Here is a 17,285-nt window from a genome sequence, read left to right on the forward strand (position 1 = left end):
CCCCCCCCACCCCACCCCCCCGACAGACCCCCCCCCCCCCCCGGCCGGCCGCCCCCCCGCCGCCGGAAAGCGAGCTGCGCCAGCAGGTGCTCGAACGGCTGATCCTGGAAGACATCCAGATGCAGCTGGCCGGGCGCATGGGCGTGAAGATCTCCGACGAAGAGCTCAACCAGGCCGTGGCCACCATCGCCCAGCGCAATGGCCTGAGCGTGGCCGACTTCCGCAAGGCCCTGGCCCGCGACGGTCTCTCCTACGACGCCGCCCGCGAGCAGGTCCGCCGCGAGATGATGATCAGCCGGGTGCGTCAGCGTCAGGTCGGTCAGCGCGTGCAGGTCACCCAGCAGGAGGTGCAGAACTTCCTCGCCTCGGACCTGGGCAAGCTGCAGCTGTCCGAAGAGTATCGCCTGGCCAACATCCTGATCCCGGCAGCGGACAACGCCGGCACCGCCGGTCTCGACGCCGCCGCGCGCCAGGCCCAGGACACCTACAACCAGCTGCGCCAGGGCGCCGACTTCAACCAGCTGGCCATTGCCCGCTCGGCCGGTGACAACGCCCTCGACGGCGGCGAGATCGGCTGGCGCAAGGCTGCCCAGCTGCCCCCGCCCTTCGATCGCCTGATCGGCAGTGTCGGCGTCGGCGGCATCACCCAACCGGTGCGCGTGCCCGGCGGCTTCGTGATCCTCAAGGTGGAGGAGAAGCGCGGAGGCGAGGCCAGCATCGTCGACGAGGTGCACGTCCGGCACATCCTGCTCAAGCCCAATGCCGTGCGCAGCGACGCCGAGACCCAGCGTCTAGCGGCGCGCCTGCGCGAGCGCATCCAGAACGGCGAAAGCTTCGCCACCCTGGCCAAGAGCTTCTCGGAAGATCCGGGCTCGGCGCTCAATGGCGGCGACCTGGGCTGGATCAATCCGGAATCCCTGGTCCCGGAATTCCGCGAGGTTATGAACAACTCGCCGGTCAACCAGCTGTCGCAGCCGTTCCGCACCGCCTTCGGCTGGCACATTCTGGAAGTCCTGGGCCGTCGGGCCACCGACAACACCCAGCAGGCGCGCGAGCAGCAGGCGTTGAATCTCCTGCGTAGCCGCAAGTACGACCAGGAATTGCAGACCTGGTTGCGCCAGATCCGCGACGAAGCCTACGTCGAGATCAAGCAGTAACCCCAAGGCCGCAGGCACCCCCTGCGGCCTTCTTGTTTCCGGAGCCCGCCATGGCCCTGCGCTTCGCCCTGACCCCCGGTGAGCCCGCCGGTATCGGTCCCGACCTCTGCCTGCTGCTGGCCCGCGTGGCCCAGCCCCACGCCCTGATCGCCATCGCCAGCCGCGACCTCCTGGCCGCCCGCGCGATCGAGCTGGGACTCGCCATCGAGCTCATCGAGGTCGCTCCCACGGCCTGGCCCGACCGCCCGGCACCCGCCGGTGCGCTCTATGTCTGGGATACCCCGCTGGGTGCCCCGGTGGTGACCGGCCAGCTCGATACCGCCAATGCCGCCTATGTCCTGGACACCCTGACCCGCGCCGGCCAGGGCTGTCTCGACGGCACCTTTGCCGGGATGATCACCGCGCCGGTGCACAAGGGCGTGATCAACGACGGCGGCGTGGCCTTTTCCGGCCACACCGAATTTCTTGCCGAGCTGACCCATACTCCCCAGGTGGTGATGCTGCTGGCAACGGCCGGCCTGAGAGTGGCCCTGGTCACCACCCATCTGCCACTGCGCGAGGTGGCCGATGCCATCGATCGCCAGACACTGCTGGACGTGACCCGCATCCTGCATGGCGATCTGCAGCGCTATTTCGGCGTGGCGCGGCCGCGCATCCTGGTCTGCGGCCTCAATCCCCATGCCGGCGAAGGCGGTCACCTGGGCCGTGAGGAGATCGAGATCATCGAGCCGGCGCTGGACAGTCTACGCGCCGAAGGCCTCGACCTCATCGGGCCGCTGCCCGCCGACACCCTCTTCACACCCAAGCACCTCGAGCACTGCGACGCAGTCCTGGCCATGTATCACGACCAGGGCCTGCCGGTGCTCAAGCACAAGGGTTTCGGCGCCGCGGTCAACGTGACCCTGGGCCTGCCGATCATCCGCACCTCGGTCGACCATGGCACCGCCCTCGACCTGGCCGGCAGCGGACGCATCGATACCGGCAGTCTGAAGGTCGCCCTGGAGACCGCCTACAGCATGGCGGCCCATCGCCGTTCGGTGACTTAAGAGGCTGTTCACAACCTCGCGAGCTTGAGACAAACAAGGCCTGGGCGGCCCCGCAAAAAGCCCTGAGGAAGCGGATCGGACTCGCGGGCGAGTTTACGAAGGGTAAATGAGCATCTCCGACGGAGCTGGCCTTCCAGGGTCTTTTCAACGCAGCTTGGCCGACGCGCAGCAGGTTATGAACAGGCTCTAAGCGCTCCGATGACGGTAAAGGGTCTGCTAAACTGGTGGGTCTTTGCCGTCTTGAAATTGCAGGCCTGCTGCCTGCGCCGGAGCACCTGATGACCGAGCTCTACCAACACCGCGCCCGCAAGAGGTTCGGCCAGAACTTCCTGCACGACGCCGGGGTGATCCACCGCATCCTGCGCGCCATCCACGGGCGACCCGGCGAGCGCCTGCTGGAGATCGGGCCGGGCCAGGGCGCCCTGACCGAAGGGCTGCTCGGCAGTGGCGCCCGGCTCGACGTCATCGAGCTGGACCAGGACCTGATTCCCCTGCTCCGACTCAAGTTCGGCCTCAATCCGCTGTTCACCCTGCACCAGGGTGACGCCATGAAATACGACCTCTCCAGCATCGCCGCCGGCGATCGACTGCGGGTGGTGGGCAACCTGCCCTACAACATCTCCACGCCGCTGATCTTTCACCTGCTCAGCTTCGCCGACATCATCGCCGATATGCACTTCATGCTGCAGAAGGAAGTGGTGGAACGCCTGGCCGCGGTGCCCGGCAATGGCGACTGGGGGCGGCTGTCGATCATGGTCCAGTACCACTGCCGCGTGGAGCACCTGTTCAACGTCGGTCCGGGCGCCTTCAATCCGCCGCCCAAGGTGGATTCGGCCATCGTGCGCCTGGTGCCCCACACCGAGCGACCCTATGTGGCGCGCGATCCGGTGCTGCTCGAGCGCGTCGTTCGCGAGGCCTTCGGCCAGCGGCGCAAGACCCTCAGGAACACCCTCAAGGGCACCCTGGACAGCGCCGCCATCGAAGCCGCCGACGTCGACCCGGGGCTGCGTCCGGAGCAGCTGGACCTGGCCGCCTATGTGCGCCTGGCCAACCAGCTGGCGTCCAGCTGAAGCCCTTCCATCCGTATCTGCCGAGAATCCTTTTGTGACCGAGCCCGATCCGCGCTACCTCATCACCGTGCAGGTCACCACCCGCTACCTGCCCGAACAATCCAGCGCCAGCCAGGAGCGCTACGCCTTCGCCTACGACGTGAGCATCCGCAATGACGGCCGGCTGCCGGCGCAGCTGCTCAGCCGCCACTGGATCATCACCGACGGCAATGGCGAGGCGCAGGAAGTGCGCGGCCCGGGCGTGGTGGGCGAGCAACCGCTGATCGCACCGGGCGAAACCCACAGCTATTCCAGCGGCACCCTGATGCCGACCCAGGTGGGCAGCATGAGGGGCAGCTACCAGATGGTCGCCAGCGATGGCCATACCTTCGAGGCCACCATCCCCACCTTCCGCCTGGCCGTACCCGGCTCGCTGCACTAGTGTGGTGTTTCAGAAGTTATCTACACAATTTTGGCGGCGCTTTTTCGCCCTGGGCAGCGTTGCTACTCCTCGCCATAGCCCTGCTATGACTCGTCGCAGCGCCTGGCCCAGACCAAAAAATCACTCGCCAAAACTTGCGCGAACTTCTAAAACCCCACACCAGGAGTCCCGATGACGCTGTACGCCGTTGGCGACCTGCAAGGTTGCCTCGACCCGCTCAAATGCCTCCTCGACGAGGCCCGCTTCGATCCCGCGCAGGACCGCCTCTGGCTGGTGGGTGATCTGGTCAATCGCGGACCTCAGTCCCTGGAAACCCTGAGATACCTGTACGGGATGCGCGATTCGCTGGTCAGCGTTCTGGGCAATCACGACCTGCACCTGCTGGCGGTGGCCCTGGGCGGCGCCAGGCTGAAGAAGCAGGACACCCTGAGCGACATCCTCGCCGCGCCCGACCGCGACGAGTTGCTGCACTGGCTGCGCCACCTGCCGCTGATGCAGCACGATGCCGGCCGCAACTGCGTACTGGTCCACGCCGGTCTGCCGCCGCAATGGACGCTGGCCCAGGCCCTGAGCCTGGCTGGCGAAGTGGAAGCCGTGTTGCGTGATGACCAGGCCCATGTGCCCTTTCTCGAGCAGATGTATGGCAACGAGCCGGCGCTCTGGCAAGATGAGCTGCAGGGCCAGGAGCGCCTGCGCCTGATCACCAACTACCTGACGCGCATGAGATTCTGCAGCCCGGAAGGTCGCCTGGAATTCAAGAGCAAGGAAGGCCTGGACAGCGCGCCGGCCGGTTTCGCCCCCTGGTTCAGCCACGATCATCGGCTGACCCGCGACGTGCGCATCCTGTTCGGCCACTGGGCCGCGCTCAAGGGTCGCTGCGCGGCGCCCAATGTCGAGGCGCTCGACAGCGGCTGCGTCTGGGGCGGCGACATGACCCTGCTCGACGTCGACGGTAACCGCCGTCATCTCTGCAGTTGCAAGGAGAAGAAATGAGCGAATTCACCTGTATCTCCCCGGAACGGGCACTGGAACTGCGCAGCGAGGGCGCGCGGATCGTCGACATCCGTGACCCGCACAGCTACGCCACCCTGCACGTCGCCGGCGCCCAGCGTCTCGACAACCAGAACATCCACGACTTCATCGCTGCCGCCGATCTCGACGCGCCGCTGCTGGTGTTCTGCTACCACGGTCACTCCAGTCAGAGCGCGGCGGCCTTTCTGGCCGGCCAGGGCTTCAGCCAGGTCTACAGCGTCGACGGCGGCTTCGAAAACTGGCGCACCCGCTATCCCGAGCAGACCGAAAGTGGCGAGGCCGTTTAACACAATGGCTTGACGCTGTGGTTACAAGAATAAACCGAATTGGCTCTTCCACATCTCGCAGATAGGACTATTCTGGAATCAGGCCCTCCGGAAACGGCGGGTTCGATAACCGGCTTTGGACCATCGGTGTAACCACTGGAGATTCGGGGGAATTCCAGGGGGACCGTCTCCATCGGTCTCCTTCTTGCGTCTCTCGAAACCCAACCCTACTTCTGCAGGCGGATCGATTAGGCAAGACGACAACGAAGGTATTAGGGACGTTATCTTTCGTCGCCCGGCATGACCGCTCCCCACCGGCAGCAAGGCAAGGCTCCAGGCATCGATTCCAAGCTGGTCCAGGGTATCCAGCGAGGAGACGTCATGAGCATTTTCAGTCACTTCCAGGGGCGTTTTGAAGCGACTCGCCAGGAAGAGTATTCCCTTCAGGAATACCTTGAGATCTGCAAGAAGGATCGTACCGCCTTTGCCAGTGCCGCCGAGCGCATGCTCATGGCCATCGGCGAACCCGAACTGGTGGACACCACCAGCGACTCACGCCTGTCCCGCATCTTTTCCAACAAGGTCATCCGCCGCTACCCCGCCTTTGCCGACTTCCATGGCATGGAAGACTGCATCGAGCAGATCGTGTCCTATTTCCGCCACGCGGCGCAGGGTCTGGAAGAGAAGAAGCAGATCCTCTATCTGCTCGGCCCGGTGGGTGGCGGCAAATCGTCCCTCGCGGAAAAACTCAAGCACCTGATCGAGAAGGTCCCCTTCTACGCTATCAAGGGCTCGCCGGTGTTCGAATCGCCCCTGGGGCTGTTCAATCCCGACGAGGACGGCCAGATCCTCGAAGAGGACTACGGCATTCCCCGCCACTACCTGCGCAGCATCATGTCGCCCTGGGCGGCCAAGCGGCTGCAGGAATTCGGCGGCGACATCAGCAAGTTCCGGGTGGTCAAGCTCTACCCCTCCATCCTCAATCAGATCGCCATCGCCAAGACCGAGCCGGGCGACGAGAACAACCAGGACATTTCCGCCCTGGTGGGCAAGGTGGACATCCGCAAGCTGGAGGAATACCCGCAGAACGATGCGGATGCCTACAGCTACTCCGGCGCCCTGTGCCGCGCCAACCAGGGCCTGATGGAATTCGTGGAGATGTTCAAGGCCCCGATCAAGGTCCTGCACCCTCTGCTGACCGCGACCCAGGAAGGCAACTACAACAGCACCGAGGGCCTCGGCGCGCTGCCCTACAGCGGCATCATCCTGGCCCACTCCAACGAATCCGAGTGGCACACCTTCCGCAACAACAAGAACAACGAGGCCTTCATCGACCGGATCTACATCGTCAAGGTGCCTTACTGCCTGCGCGTCTCCGACGAGATCCACATCTACGACAAGCTGCTGGTCAACAGCTCCCTGGCCAACGCCCATTGCGCGCCGGACACCCTGAAGATGCTGGCCCAGTTCTCGGTGCTCTCGCGCCTCAAGGAACCGGAAAACTCCAACATCTATTCGAAGATGCGCGTCTACGACGGCGAAAACCTCAAGGACACCGATCCCAAGGCCAAGTCGATCCAGGAATACCGCGACAGCGCCGGTGTCGACGAGGGCATGAACGGGCTTTCCACGCGCTTCGCCTTCAAGATCCTCTCGCGGGTGTTCAACTTCGACGCCAACGAGATCGCGGCCAACCCGGTGCACCTGCTCTATGTGCTGGAGCAGCAGATCGAAGCCGAGCAGTTCCCGGCCGAGACTCGCGAGCGCTACATGAGATTCATCAAGGAATACCTGGCACCGCGCTACGTGGAATTCATCGGCAAGGAGATCCAGACCGCCTACCTCGAGTCCTACAGCGAATACGGCCAGAACATTTTCGACCGCTACGTGCTCTACGCGGACTTCTGGATCCAGGATCAGGAATACCGCGATCCGGAAACCGGCGAGATCCTCAACCGTGCCTCGCTCAACGAGGAACTGGAGAAGATCGAGAAACCGGCCGGCATCAGCAATCCGAAGGATTTCCGCAACGAAATCGTCAACTTCGTGTTGCGCGCCCGTGCCAACAATAACGGCAAGAATCCGAGCTGGCTGTCCTACGAGAAGCTGCGCGCGGTGATCGAGAAGAAAATGTTCTCCAACACCGAGGAACTCCTGCCGGTCATCAGCTTCAATGCCAAGGCCAGCAAGGAAGATCAGCAGAAGCACAGCGACTTCGTGACCCGCATGGTCCAGCGCGGCTACACCGAGAAGCAGGTACGACTGCTGTCCGAGTGGTATTCACGGGTACGCAAGTCGCAGTAAGGCAGCCTGAGGCTGAACCCGCGACGACGCGCCAGCCGCGTCGTCGTGGTGTCCTGCAATAGCCCGGAGGGCCTGTATGAGCTATGTCATCGACCGGCGTCTAAACGGCAAGAACAAGAGCACGGTGAACCGCACGCGGTTTTTGCGGCGCTATCGTGAGCACATCAAGAAGGCGGTCGAGGAAGCCGTGAGCCGGCGCTCCATCACCGACATGGAACATGGCGAGCAGATCAGCATTCCTGCCCGCGATATCGACGAACCCGCCCTCTATCAGGGCAAGGGCGGCCGCCAGACCATCGTCCACCCGGGCAACAAGGAGTTCGTCAGCGGGGAGCGCATCGCCCGCCCCCAGGGCGGCGGCGGTGGTCAGGGCCAGGGCAAGGCCAGCAACAGTGGCGAAGGCATGGACGAATTCGCCTTCCAGATCACCCAGGATGAATTCCTCGACTTCATGTTCGAGGACCTGGAGCTGCCCAACCTGGTCAAGAAGCAGCTGACCGGCACCGACACCTTCAAGACGGTCCGCGCCGGCATCAGCAACGAGGGCAATCCTGCCCGCATCAACATCATCCGTACCCTGCGCGCCTCCCATGCGCGGCGCATCGCCCTTTCCGGCGGCAGTCGCAAAAAACTGCGCGAAGCCAGGGCGGAGCTGGCGCGGCTGCGAGTGGAGGAACCCGACAACCTGGGCGACATCCAGGCACTGGAGGCCGAGATCGAGCGGCTGCGCGCGCGCATCGACAAGGTCCCCTTCCTCGACACCTTCGACCTCAAGTACAACCTGCTGTCCAAGCAACCCAGTCCCAGCTCCAAGGCGGTGATGTTCTGCCTTATGGACGTCTCCGGCTCCATGACCCAGGCCACCAAGGACATCGCCAAGCGGTTCTACATCCTGCTCTACCTGTTTCTCAAGCGTAACTACGAGCGCATCGAGGTGGTGTTCATCCGGCACCACACCAGTGCCAAGGAAGTGGACGAGGAAGAGTTCTTCTACTCCCGGGAGACCGGCGGCACCATCGTCTCCAGCGCCCTCAAGCTGATGCAGGAGGTCATGGCCGAGCGCTATCCGGTCAACGAGTGGAATCTCTATGCCGCCCAGGCCTCCGACGGCGACAACTGGAACGACGACTCGCCCCTCTGCCGGGAGATCCTGACCAAGCAGATCCTGCCGTTCATGCAGTACTACACCTATGTAGAGATCACCCCGCGCGAGCACCAGGCGCTGTGGTACGAATACGAGAACGTCCGTGGCGCCTTCCCGGATTCCTTCTCGCAGCAGCAGATCGTCTCGGCGGGGGATATCTATCCCGTGTTCCGCGAACTGTTCCAGCGGAGACTCGTGTCATGAAACGTGAGCCCATCTCCACCGGCTCGGAATGGACCTTCGAGCTGATCCAGACCTACGACCGGGAGATCGCCCGGATCGCCAAGCGCTATGCGCTGGACACCTATCCCAACCAGATCGAGGTGATCACCGCCGAGCAGATGATGGATGCCTATGCCTCCGTCGGCATGCCCATCGGCTACAACCACTGGTCCTACGGCAAGCACTTCCTGCACACCGAGAAGCACTACAGCCGTGGCCAGATGGGCCTGGCCTACGAGATCGTGATCAACTCCGATCCCTGCATCGCCTATCTCATGGAAGAGAACACCATGACCATGCAGGCGCTGGTGATCGCCCATGCCTGCTACGGTCACAACAGCTTCTTCAAGGGCAACTATTTGTTCCGCACCTGGACCGATGCCAGCTCCATCATCGACTACCTGGTGTTCGCCAAGCAGTACATCACCCAGTGCGAGGAACGCCATGGCATCGATGCCGTGGAGGAGCTGCTGGATTCCTGCCATGCGCTGATGAACTACGGGGTGGATCGCTACAAGCGGCCCTATCCCATCTCCGCCGCCGAGGAACGCCAGCGGCAGAAGGAGCGCGAAGAGCAGTTGCAGCGCCAGGTCAACGACCTCTGGCGGACCATTCCCAAGATGGCCGGCAAGGAGTCGCATGACGAAGGGGCGCGCTTCCCCAGCGAACCCCAGGAAAACATCCTCTATTTCGTGGAAAAGCACGCGCCGCTGCTGGAGCCCTGGCAGCGCGAGGTGATCCGCATCGTGCGCAAGATCGCCCAGTACTTCTATCCCCAGCGCCAGACCCAGGTGATGAACGAAGGCTGGGCCACCTTCTGGCACTACACCCTGCTCAACGATCTCTACGACGAGGGCCTGGTCACCGAAGGCTTCATGTTCGAGTTCCTGCAATCCCACGCCGGGGTGATCTACCAGCCGGGCTTCGACAGCCCCTACTACAGCGGCATCAACCCCTACACCCTGGGCTTCGCCATGTTCCGCGACATCCGGCGCATCTGCGAGGACCCTACGGAGGAAGACCGCCGCTGGTTCCCCGACATCGCCGGCAGCGACTGGCTGGCCACCGTCACCTTCGCCATGAAGAGCTTCAAGGACGAAAGCTTCATCCTGCAGTACCTCTCGCCCAAGGTGATCCGCGACCTCAAGCTGTTCAGCATCCTCGATGACGACCAGCGAGACGAACTGGAGGTGGCGGCCATCCACGACGACGGCGGCTATCGTCTGATCCGCGAGCAACTCGCCGCCCAGTACAACCTGGGCAATCGCGAGCCCAATGTGCAGATCTGGAACGTGGACCGGCGTGGCGATCGTTCGCTCACCCTTCGCCACTTCCAGCATGACCGCAAGCCGCTGGGCAACTCCACGGACGAGGTGCTCAAGCACCTGCACCGGCTCTGGGGGTTCGACATCCGCCTGGAAAGCATGAGGGGCGAAGATGTCACCCACAGCTTCCAGGTTCCGCCCCGCCACGAGAGCCGCGACCATAACCGGCGCCTGGATCTGGCTTCGCCGATCTGAGCCGAGCCGGTCTTTCGGGCTATCCTAGACCTCCGCAAGGAGGTCTTTTTCTATGCAAATCTACAAGGTGGGCGGCGCCGTGCGCGATCGCCTGCTCGGCCGACCGGTGACCGAAGTCGACTGGGTCGTGGTGGGCGCCACTGCCGAAGCCCTCGCCGCCCAGGGTTATCGTCCCGTGGGCGCCGACTTCCCGGTGTTCCTGCATCCCCGGACCGGCGAGGAATACGCCCTCGCCCGTACCGAACGCAAGAGCGGGCGCGGCTATGGTGGCTTCACCTTCCACGCCACACCCGACGTAACCCTGGAACAGGATCTGATCCGCCGCGACCTGACCGTCAATGCCATGGCCGAAGACGACGATGGCCAGGTCATCGACCCCTATGGCGGACGCGCGGATCTTCAGGCGCGCCTGTTGCGTCACGTCTCGCCCGCCTTCGCCGAAGATCCATTGCGCGTGCTGCGCGTCGCCCGTTTCGCCGCCCGCTATTGCAGCCTGGGTTTCCAGGTGGCTCCCGAAACGCTGCTGCTGATGCAGGAGATGGTCGCCAGCGGCGAGCTGGATGCCCTGACCGCCGAGCGATTGTGGAAGGAAATCTCGCGCGCCCTGCTCGAAGAGCGGCCCGATGTCTTCATTCGGGTGCTGCACGACTGCGGCGCCCTGACTGCGCTGCTGCCGGAGGTGGCTGCCGGGTTCGCTGGCGAGCAGCCCGAACCGGGCGCCCGGGTCTCTGCCACCCTGCGCCAGAGCGCCGAGGTCCAGGCCTCGCTGAACGTACGCTGGGCCTGCCTGTTGCTCGATGTGCCGGAAGAGAAGCACGCGGCCATCAGTGCCCGCCTCAAGGTCCCACGTGATCCCGCCGAGCTGGCACTGTTGCTGGCACGTCATAGACCCACGGCCCTGCAGGCCCGGCAGCTGACGCCGGAGGCCTGGTTCGAGCTGCTACAGGGGTTCGATGTGCTGCGCCGCCCGGCGCGCTTCGAGGAATTCCTCCAGACCTGCGCCTGTGCGGCGGCGGTCAGGACCGAAGAAGGCGAGCCACCGCTGGCCTTGCTGCGTCAAGCAGCCGAGGTGTTGCGTGGAGTCGAGGTCCAGCCCCTGGTCGCCCAGGGCTTCAAGGGCGCAGCCCTGGGCGAAGCGCTCAGGCAGGCCCGCATCGACGCCCTGGCTCAGCTTTCGTAGGTTGGGTTGAGCACAGCGATGCCCAACACCCCCGCCACCACGCGGCATCGTTGGGCTTCGATAATGGAATCGTCTCAACCCAACCTACCCGACCCGTAGGTTGGCGCTGAGCACAGCGAAGCCCAACATCCCGCCACCACGCGGCATCGTCGGGCTTCGACGATAGAGCCGTCTCAACCCAACCTACCCGACCCGTAGGTTGGCGCTGAGCGCAGCGAAGCCCAACACCCCCGCCACCAGCCACCAGCCACCACGCGACACCGCTGGGCTTCGACGATGGAACCGTCTCAACCCAACCTACCCAACCCGTAGGTTGGCGCTGAGCGCAGCGCAGGTCGGCGACCGCCGCGCTATACCAGATCGGCGTTGAGCAACGCGTCGGGCGTCAGTTCCAGACCCTTCCAGCTGAAAGCCACCGGCCGCAACACCTGGGTGGTCTCGCCGCGCATCTCCTGCCACAGCTCATCGAGCCGGCGGCCGTTGTCCGGATGCCGCCGCTCGCCGGCCAGCAGGGCCAGCGGCCAGAGCACGAAGGCGTTGCGCAGGATCTCGGCGCGCGGCAGGGTCAGACCGGCGAATTCGCCGGTCAGGTCGCCATGCAGCAGGATGTCGATGTCCAGGGGCAGGCCCTGACGATCCGGCGCATAGCGACCGCTGCGGGTTTCGATGGCCTTGAGTCTCTGACTCAGGGCCGCCGGGTCGAGCGCCGTGTCACCCGCCACCACCAGATTGAAGAAGGGCGCGCTGCGGATACCCACCGCCTCGCTTTCGAACACCGGCGAGCACTGCATGGCGGTCAGCAGTTCAGCGAGTTCGTCCAGGGCCATGCCCAGGTGCTGCTCGCGCTGGATATTGCTGCCCAGCCCCAGATAGACCCGGGTCACGCCTGCCCCCGCTCGATCTCCACGCCCACACCACGGGCGGTCGGCACCGCGCCGGGCTTGGTGATGCGCAGGCGCAGCCAGGGCAGCTTGAATTCCGCCTGCAACAGCGCAGCCAGGCGCTCGGCAAAGGTCTCCACCAGCTCGAAGGCGGTCTCGTGGGCAAAGGCGGTGATGCGCTCGGCCACCGCCGCATAGTTCAGGGTGTGTTCGAGTTCGTCGTTCGCCGCCGCCGCGCGGATATCCCAGCCCATGGTGAGATCGATGCGCAGGCACTGGCGGATGTCACGCTCCCAGTCATACACCCCTATCACGGTGTCGACCTCGAGTCCCTCGATGAAAACCTTGTCCACTGCCTTTGCCTCGCACCTTTGCCGTGCTCTGTGTGATCGTCGCCGCCGGCCTATCGTCGGGCGGCGGGCTGTCGGTAGAATCGAGCCTTCTCCTGGCGCGGAACCCTACCATGTTCTGGCTGCTGCTCCTGCTGGCCTATCTGCTGGGCTCGCTGTCCTTCGCCGTGCTGCTCAGTCGCCTGTTCGGCACCCGCGACCCGCGTCACGACGGCTCCGGCAATCCCGGCGCCAGCAACATGCTGCGCCTGGCCGGGCGCAAGCTGGCGCTGCTGACCCTAGCCGGTGACCTGAGCAAGAGTCTGATTCCCGTGCTCATCGCCCAGCAGCTGGGACTGTCACCCCTGCAGCAGGCCTGGATCGGGCTGGCCGCCGTGGTCGGCCATCTCTATCCGCTGTACTTCCATTTCCGTGGTGGCAAGGGCGTCGCCACGGCGGCCGGGCTGCTGCTCGGCCTCTATCCGCCGGCGGCCCTGCTGGGGCTGGTGCTCTGGGCTGCGGTGTTCGCCAGCCTGAGGATCGCCTCCCTGGCATCGCTGGTCGCCGTGCTCGGCATCCTGCCGCTGTTGGCCTGGCAACGTGCGGATCTGCTGGCGCCGATGCTGCTGCTCGCCCTGCTCATCCTGATTCGCCACCGACACAATCTGCGCGCCCTGCGCCAGGGCACCGAGCGTCATTTTTGACCCTGGCGCCGCCCGGGGATTACCCGGCGACGCCCTCCGCCCGTCTCAGAGCGCCGCCAACTGCTCCATGGGCCAGCGTGCCTTGACGGCGATGGCCGGACCTTCCTGCTGGCCGGCCAGCAGGCGCTGGCAACCGGCGTAGGCGATCATGGCGCCGTTGTCGGTGCAGAAGCGCGGCCGCGCATAGAAGACCTGGCCGCCCAGCTCGCCGAGCATCTGCTCCAGGTTCTGCCGCAGCGCCCGGTTGGCACTGACGCCTCCGGCGATCACCAGCGACTTGAGCCCGGTCTGCTTCAACGCGCGTTTGCACTTGATCGCCAGGGTCTCGACCACCGCCGTCTGGAAGGCCAGGGCGATGTCGCACCGGGTCTGCTCGCTGTCGTCACCGGCCGCCCGGCAGCGCTGCCAGGTGGTGAGGGTAAAGGTCTTGAGGCCGCTGAAGCTGAAGTCCAGACCAGGCCGATCGGTCATGGGCCGCGGAAAGACGAACCGCCCCACGACGCCACGCTCGGCCAGACGGGCGATCTCCGGCCCACCGGGATAGCTCAGACCCAGCAGCTTGGCGGTCTTGTCGAAGGCCTCACCGGCGGCATCGTCCAGGGACTCGCCCAACACGCTGTAGCGGCCGATGCCATCGACCCGCACCAGCTGGGTATGGCCACCGGACACCAGCAGGGCGACGAAGGGGAATTGCGGCGGCTGCTCTTCGAGCATGGGCGCCAGCAGATGACCTTCCATATGGTGGACGCCCAGGGCAGGCACGCCCCAGGCCAGCGCCAGCGCCTGGGCGCAGGCTGCGCCCACCAGCAGGGCGCCGACCAGGCCGGGGCCGGCGGTATAGGCGATGGCGTCCACGTCCGCGGGACGGCTGCCCGCCTCTTCCAGCACTTCGCGGATCAGCGGCAGCATGCGCTTGACGTGATCGCGCGAGGCCAGCTCCGGTACCACGCCACCGTAGACGCGATGCAGATCGATCTGGCTGAACAGCGCATCGGCCAGCAGACCGCGCTCGCTGTCGTAGAGAGCGACGCCGGTTTCATCGCAGGACGTTTCCAGTCCCAGAACACGCATGGAGATAAGCCTTCGAGGGTATAGAATGTCAGGCTGCGCATGATAAGCGCCGCTTCCAGCACCGGCCAGCGCTTTTCGTCCGCCGGGGGTTGGCAGCGGGGCAGTTGAAGCGTTACTATCCGCAACCCTGTGCGACACGACATGGTTCGTGTTGTGCTTGGTCGGCAGCTGTGCCATCAGACCTGAATTCCCGATGCCGGGGGTTCGAACCTGTAGAACAGCACAAGTATCTGATTTTGGTTAGTTATGACACTCAGCCCATCATCGCATTGCGAGGTTTGGCTTTGGTCTAACCCAACCGATAGGAAATGGCGGAATTCCGCTTCTCCTACCTTCCGAATAGTCCCTAGGGCGATACCTACGCCCTTCAGGGCACAAGTATCCTCTAGATCCGTTCGCGCATGGAATCTGTCCACTGTCGTGAGATATTGGGGGTACTTGTTCCAAAGCACAGAGCGACAGCTCTGCTTGTCATTGTCCAACCATCTCCAAAAAGGGGTGGCAGCGGACTCGTTGTGCGACCAACGGTAGCCTACGTAGACATGCGTCACTGGCAACGGTGGGGTGTGAAGCTCTACTGACAATGTAGCCCCATTTGGCGTCACATCATCGCGAGGTGGTGGGGCGGATACTCGGAGCAGAACCGGGTTGAGGCGCTAGGCTGGCTGGTATGGGCAACATATGTGAACTGCTGATAAACGTCGTGAGGATAACCGTGCCAAAGCTGCTGATAGGCATGAACCAAACGGTATGAGATCGGTTACTCCTGTAGGGTTTGGGGGTACGTCGTCAATGTGATCTCCGGCGGAAAGGCAGGTCCTAACCCAGTCGTGTGACAGGCAGGGAACGTGGTAAGCCCGTATCGCTGCCCTCTGGGCAGGGAAGCCGCAAGGCAACCTGTTGGCGGTGCGGGTATGGGATAGCGGAGAAAGCGAACGTCAGGCTGTAATCGTCTGAATAGGGGTTGAAACATCACCCCACGGGAAACCGGGCAGACTTCCGCACTGGTCTTGCGTCGCATGACCTCTCGCTAACCTTTGTCTCTACGATTCACCAGGACCAAGTTGTATTTGGTCCGCAATCAATCTCCTGATGGGATGTATTCCTCCCGTCAGGGGGGACGTGCGTCTCTTCAGGGGTGAACCCACTGGAGAGGAAAGAAGCATGAAAGAGCTCGGTCTTGTAGACGTGTCTGCGCTTTCCAGCACTCCGCACAAATGGCACGACGTCGATTGGCGTCGGACCATGCGGAATGTTCGAAGGATGCAGATGCGAATTGCGAAGGCTTGTCGGGAAGGCAAATGGCGCAGAGCAAAGGCCCTGCAAAGGATGCTGACCCGCTCTAAGTCAGCCAGATTCTTGGCTGTACGGCGAGTTACTGAAAACCAAGGTAAGCGCACGGCGGGAGTCGACCGCGAGCTTTGGGATACACCTGACACCAAATGGAAAGCAGTAGGTAGGTTGAAGAGCCACGGGTATCGCCCACGCCCCCTCAAAAGGGTGTACATACCTAAAGCCAATGGAAAGGAACGCCCCCTGGGAATTCCGACCATGCTGGATCGGGCAATGCAAGCGCTATATCTGCTTGCCCTAGCCCCCATCGCGGAAACCACCGCAGACCCGAATAGCTACGGCTTCAGGGTTGAACGGTCTACGGCGGACGCAATGGGACAGCTGTTTGTCTCACTATCCAAAAAGGCCTCGGCCCGATGGGTGTTCGAGGCAGATATCCAGGGATGCTTCGACCATATCAACCACGACTGGCTGATCCGCAAGGTCCCCATGGACCGAGCGATACTCCAAAAATGGTTGAAGGCTGGCGTCATAGACAAAGGCCATCTATCGGCAACGGAAGCCGGCACGCCTCAGGGGGGAATCATCTCTCCCACCTTGGCAAATATGACACTGGACGGACTTGAGATCGGGCTTAGGCAACACATTAAAAAGCTCAAGATCAAGTCGCCAAAGGTCAATGTGGTGCGGTATGCGGATGACTTCGTCATTACCGGAAACTCTAAGGAGCTTCTGGAAGGTGTCGTCAGACCTTGGGTGGAAGCGTTCCTCGCCCCGCGCGGGTTACGACTGTCACCGGAGAAAACGCACGTTGTGCACATCGACCGAGGCTTTGACTTCCTAGGGTGGAATTTCCGCAAATACAAAGGGAAGCTCCTCATCAAACCGAGCAGGAAAAACGCGCAAGCGTTCTACAGCAAGGTGCGGGAAGCCGTCAGTAGACATAAGACGGTGACACAGGCGGACCTCATCCACCTGCTGAATCCGATGCTGCGGGGCTGGGCGATGTACCACCGCCCCGTGGTAGCTAAGGAGGCGTTCAGCCGCATGGATCATCGGATCTACAATGCGGTATGGCGTTGGGCTAAACGGCGACACCCCAACAAGCCATTGGATTGGGTCGGGAGGCGGTACTACCTGGCTCGGGAAGAAGGCAAGAAAAGGTTCGCCACCGTAGTGCTAGGAGAGGACGGTAAAAAGCGGGAGGTCGCCCTGTACTCACTAGAGAGCATGGCGATTGAGCGGCACATAAAGGTGACAGCGGAGTACAACCCGTTCGATCCGGCCTGGGAAGCTGAAGGCGAAATCTTGCGGCAACGACGGATGCTTTTGAAGCTGAAGTACCGGACGCAGGTGACGTCGCTCTACAGCAGCCAGAAGGGCTTGTGTCAGCTGTGCAAGAATCCGATAACCCAAGAAACCGGATGGCATGACCATCACATCATTTTTCGGTCAAACGGAGGTGGTGACAGCTTGGAAAATCGCGTACTATTGCACCCCACTTGCCACCAGCAGCTTCATGCACGCGGTTTGACAGTAGACAAACCGGCTCACGCATGAGCTTTGTACAAGGCTTGAGCCGTCAGCGTTGAAAGACGCACGTACGGTTCTTAGGGGGGAGTCAGTCAGCGATGGCTGGCTCCCA

The 17,285-nt window shown here is 63.3% G+C and carries 15 protein-coding genes; 12 read left to right on the forward strand and 3 right to left on the reverse strand.

What is annotated here, in order from left to right; genetic code table 11:
- The 10 genes from QMX82_RS18340 to QMX82_RS18385 all read left to right on the forward strand — a co-directional run.
- Positions 1–1,157, forward strand: a 1,157-nt coding sequence (locus tag QMX82_RS18340; protein ID WP_282286234.1) for a peptidylprolyl isomerase, incomplete at its 5' end; no start/stop codon positions are given.
- A 50-nt stretch (positions 1,158–1,207) separates the two neighbouring features.
- Positions 1,208–2,203 (forward strand): 4-hydroxythreonine-4-phosphate dehydrogenase PdxA, encoded by a 996-nt coding sequence (pdxA, locus tag QMX82_RS18345; RefSeq protein WP_282286236.1) that lies wholly within the window; start codon positions 1,208–1,210, stop codon positions 2,201–2,203.
- 278 nt (positions 2,204–2,481) lie between these two features.
- Positions 2,482–3,273 (forward strand): 16S rRNA (adenine(1518)-N(6)/adenine(1519)-N(6))-dimethyltransferase RsmA, encoded by a 792-nt coding sequence (rsmA, locus tag QMX82_RS18350; protein ID WP_282286238.1) that lies wholly within the window; start codon positions 2,482–2,484, stop codon positions 3,271–3,273.
- Between the two features lie 34 nt (positions 3,274–3,307).
- Positions 3,308–3,694, forward strand: a complete 387-nt coding sequence (gene apaG / locus QMX82_RS18355) for a Co2+/Mg2+ efflux protein ApaG (RefSeq protein WP_187980506.1) — start codon at positions 3,308–3,310, stop codon at positions 3,692–3,694.
- 171 nt (positions 3,695–3,865) lie between these two features.
- Complete coding sequence (locus QMX82_RS18360) at positions 3,866–4,687, forward strand: symmetrical bis(5'-nucleosyl)-tetraphosphatase (protein WP_282286242.1); 822 nt, start codon at positions 3,866–3,868, stop codon at positions 4,685–4,687.
- Entirely contained in the window at positions 4,684–5,013 is a 330-nt protein-coding gene (glpE, locus tag QMX82_RS18365; RefSeq protein WP_133861949.1) for a thiosulfate sulfurtransferase GlpE, read from the forward strand. The genes QMX82_RS18360 and glpE overlap by 4 nt, the downstream gene beginning before the upstream one ends.
- 360 nt (positions 5,014–5,373) lie before the next feature.
- Complete coding sequence (locus tag QMX82_RS18370) at positions 5,374–7,296, forward strand: PrkA family serine protein kinase (RefSeq protein ID WP_158891495.1); 1,923 nt, start codon at positions 5,374–5,376, stop codon at positions 7,294–7,296.
- 76 nt (positions 7,297–7,372) lie between these two features.
- Positions 7,373–8,644 carry a YeaH/YhbH family protein gene (locus QMX82_RS18375; protein ID WP_282286244.1) on the forward strand — a complete coding sequence of 424 codons (1,272 nt, stop codon included), beginning with the start codon at positions 7,373–7,375 and terminating at the stop codon, positions 8,642–8,644.
- Positions 8,641–10,182, forward strand: a complete 1,542-nt coding sequence (locus QMX82_RS18380) for a SpoVR family protein (RefSeq protein ID WP_282286246.1) — start codon at positions 8,641–8,643, stop codon at positions 10,180–10,182. The genes QMX82_RS18375 and QMX82_RS18380 overlap by 4 nt, the downstream gene beginning before the upstream one ends.
- Positions 10,183–10,234: 52 nt before the next feature.
- Positions 10,235–11,362 carry a multifunctional CCA addition/repair protein gene (locus QMX82_RS18385; RefSeq protein ID WP_282286247.1) on the forward strand — a complete coding sequence of 376 codons (1,128 nt, stop codon included), beginning with the start codon at positions 10,235–10,237 and terminating at the stop codon, positions 11,360–11,362.
- 350 nt (positions 11,363–11,712) lie between these two features.
- On the opposite strand, the gene folK is transcribed toward QMX82_RS18385, so the two are convergent.
- Together folK and folB are read right to left on the reverse strand one after the other, a co-directional pair.
- A complete protein-coding gene (folK, locus tag QMX82_RS18390; RefSeq protein ID WP_208693628.1) occupies positions 11,713–12,246 on the reverse strand; it encodes a 2-amino-4-hydroxy-6-hydroxymethyldihydropteridine diphosphokinase in 534 nt (177 codons plus the stop codon).
- A complete protein-coding gene (gene folB, locus QMX82_RS18395) occupies positions 12,243–12,596 on the reverse strand; it encodes a dihydroneopterin aldolase (RefSeq protein WP_007159747.1) in 354 nt (117 codons plus the stop codon). The genes folK and folB overlap by 4 nt, the downstream gene beginning before the upstream one ends.
- Before the next feature lie 110 nt (positions 12,597–12,706).
- Between folB and plsY the strand changes: the two genes are divergently transcribed.
- The gene (gene plsY, locus QMX82_RS18400; protein WP_282286250.1) at positions 12,707–13,276 is read left to right on the forward strand and encodes a glycerol-3-phosphate 1-O-acyltransferase PlsY; all 570 of its coding nucleotides are present in this window, start codon (positions 12,707–12,709) and stop codon (positions 13,274–13,276) included.
- A gap of 45 nt (positions 13,277–13,321) precedes the next feature.
- Here the strand turns inward: plsY and tsaD are convergent, their stop codons facing one another.
- Positions 13,322–14,347, reverse strand: coding sequence for a tRNA (adenosine(37)-N6)-threonylcarbamoyltransferase complex transferase subunit TsaD (gene tsaD, locus QMX82_RS18405; RefSeq protein ID WP_282286252.1), 1,026 nt, complete (start codon positions 14,345–14,347; stop codon positions 13,322–13,324).
- 1,164 nt (positions 14,348–15,511) lie between these two features.
- Between tsaD and ltrA the strand changes: the two genes are divergently transcribed.
- Positions 15,512–17,200 carry a group II intron reverse transcriptase/maturase gene (ltrA, locus tag QMX82_RS18410; RefSeq protein WP_064306812.1) on the forward strand — a complete coding sequence of 563 codons (1,689 nt, stop codon included), beginning with the start codon at positions 15,512–15,514 and terminating at the stop codon, positions 17,198–17,200.
- The last annotated feature ends 85 nt before the right edge of the window (positions 17,201–17,285 follow it).

Origin of the sequence: Pseudomonas sp. PS02302, assembly GCF_029959585.1 — a bacterium.
GTDB classification, from domain to species: domain Bacteria; phylum Pseudomonadota; class Gammaproteobacteria; order Pseudomonadales; family Pseudomonadaceae; genus Chryseomonas; species Chryseomonas aestiva.

Coding starts and splice junctions, on each gene's coding strand:
- tsaD (WP_282286252.1), bottom strand. CDS start 14,347: ATGCGTGTTCTGGGACTGGAAACGTCCTGCGATGAAACCGGCGTCGCT.
- QMX82_RS18380 (WP_282286246.1), top strand. CDS start 8,641: ATGAAACGTGAGCCCATCTCCACCGGCTCGGAATGGACCTTCGAGCTG.
- QMX82_RS18370 (WP_158891495.1), top strand. CDS start 5,374: ATGAGCATTTTCAGTCACTTCCAGGGGCGTTTTGAAGCGACTCGCCAG.
- plsY (WP_282286250.1), top strand. CDS start 12,707: ATGTTCTGGCTGCTGCTCCTGCTGGCCTATCTGCTGGGCTCGCTGTCC.
- QMX82_RS18360 (WP_282286242.1), top strand. CDS start 3,866: ATGACGCTGTACGCCGTTGGCGACCTGCAAGGTTGCCTCGACCCGCTC.
- rsmA (WP_282286238.1), top strand. CDS start 2,482: ATGACCGAGCTCTACCAACACCGCGCCCGCAAGAGGTTCGGCCAGAAC.
- ltrA (WP_064306812.1), top strand. CDS start 15,512: ATGAAAGAGCTCGGTCTTGTAGACGTGTCTGCGCTTTCCAGCACTCCG.
- QMX82_RS18385 (WP_282286247.1), top strand. CDS start 10,235: ATGCAAATCTACAAGGTGGGCGGCGCCGTGCGCGATCGCCTGCTCGGC.
- pdxA (WP_282286236.1), top strand. CDS start 1,208: ATGGCCCTGCGCTTCGCCCTGACCCCCGGTGAGCCCGCCGGTATCGGT.
- glpE (WP_133861949.1), top strand. CDS start 4,684: ATGAGCGAATTCACCTGTATCTCCCCGGAACGGGCACTGGAACTGCGC.
- QMX82_RS18375 (WP_282286244.1), top strand. CDS start 7,373: ATGAGCTATGTCATCGACCGGCGTCTAAACGGCAAGAACAAGAGCACG.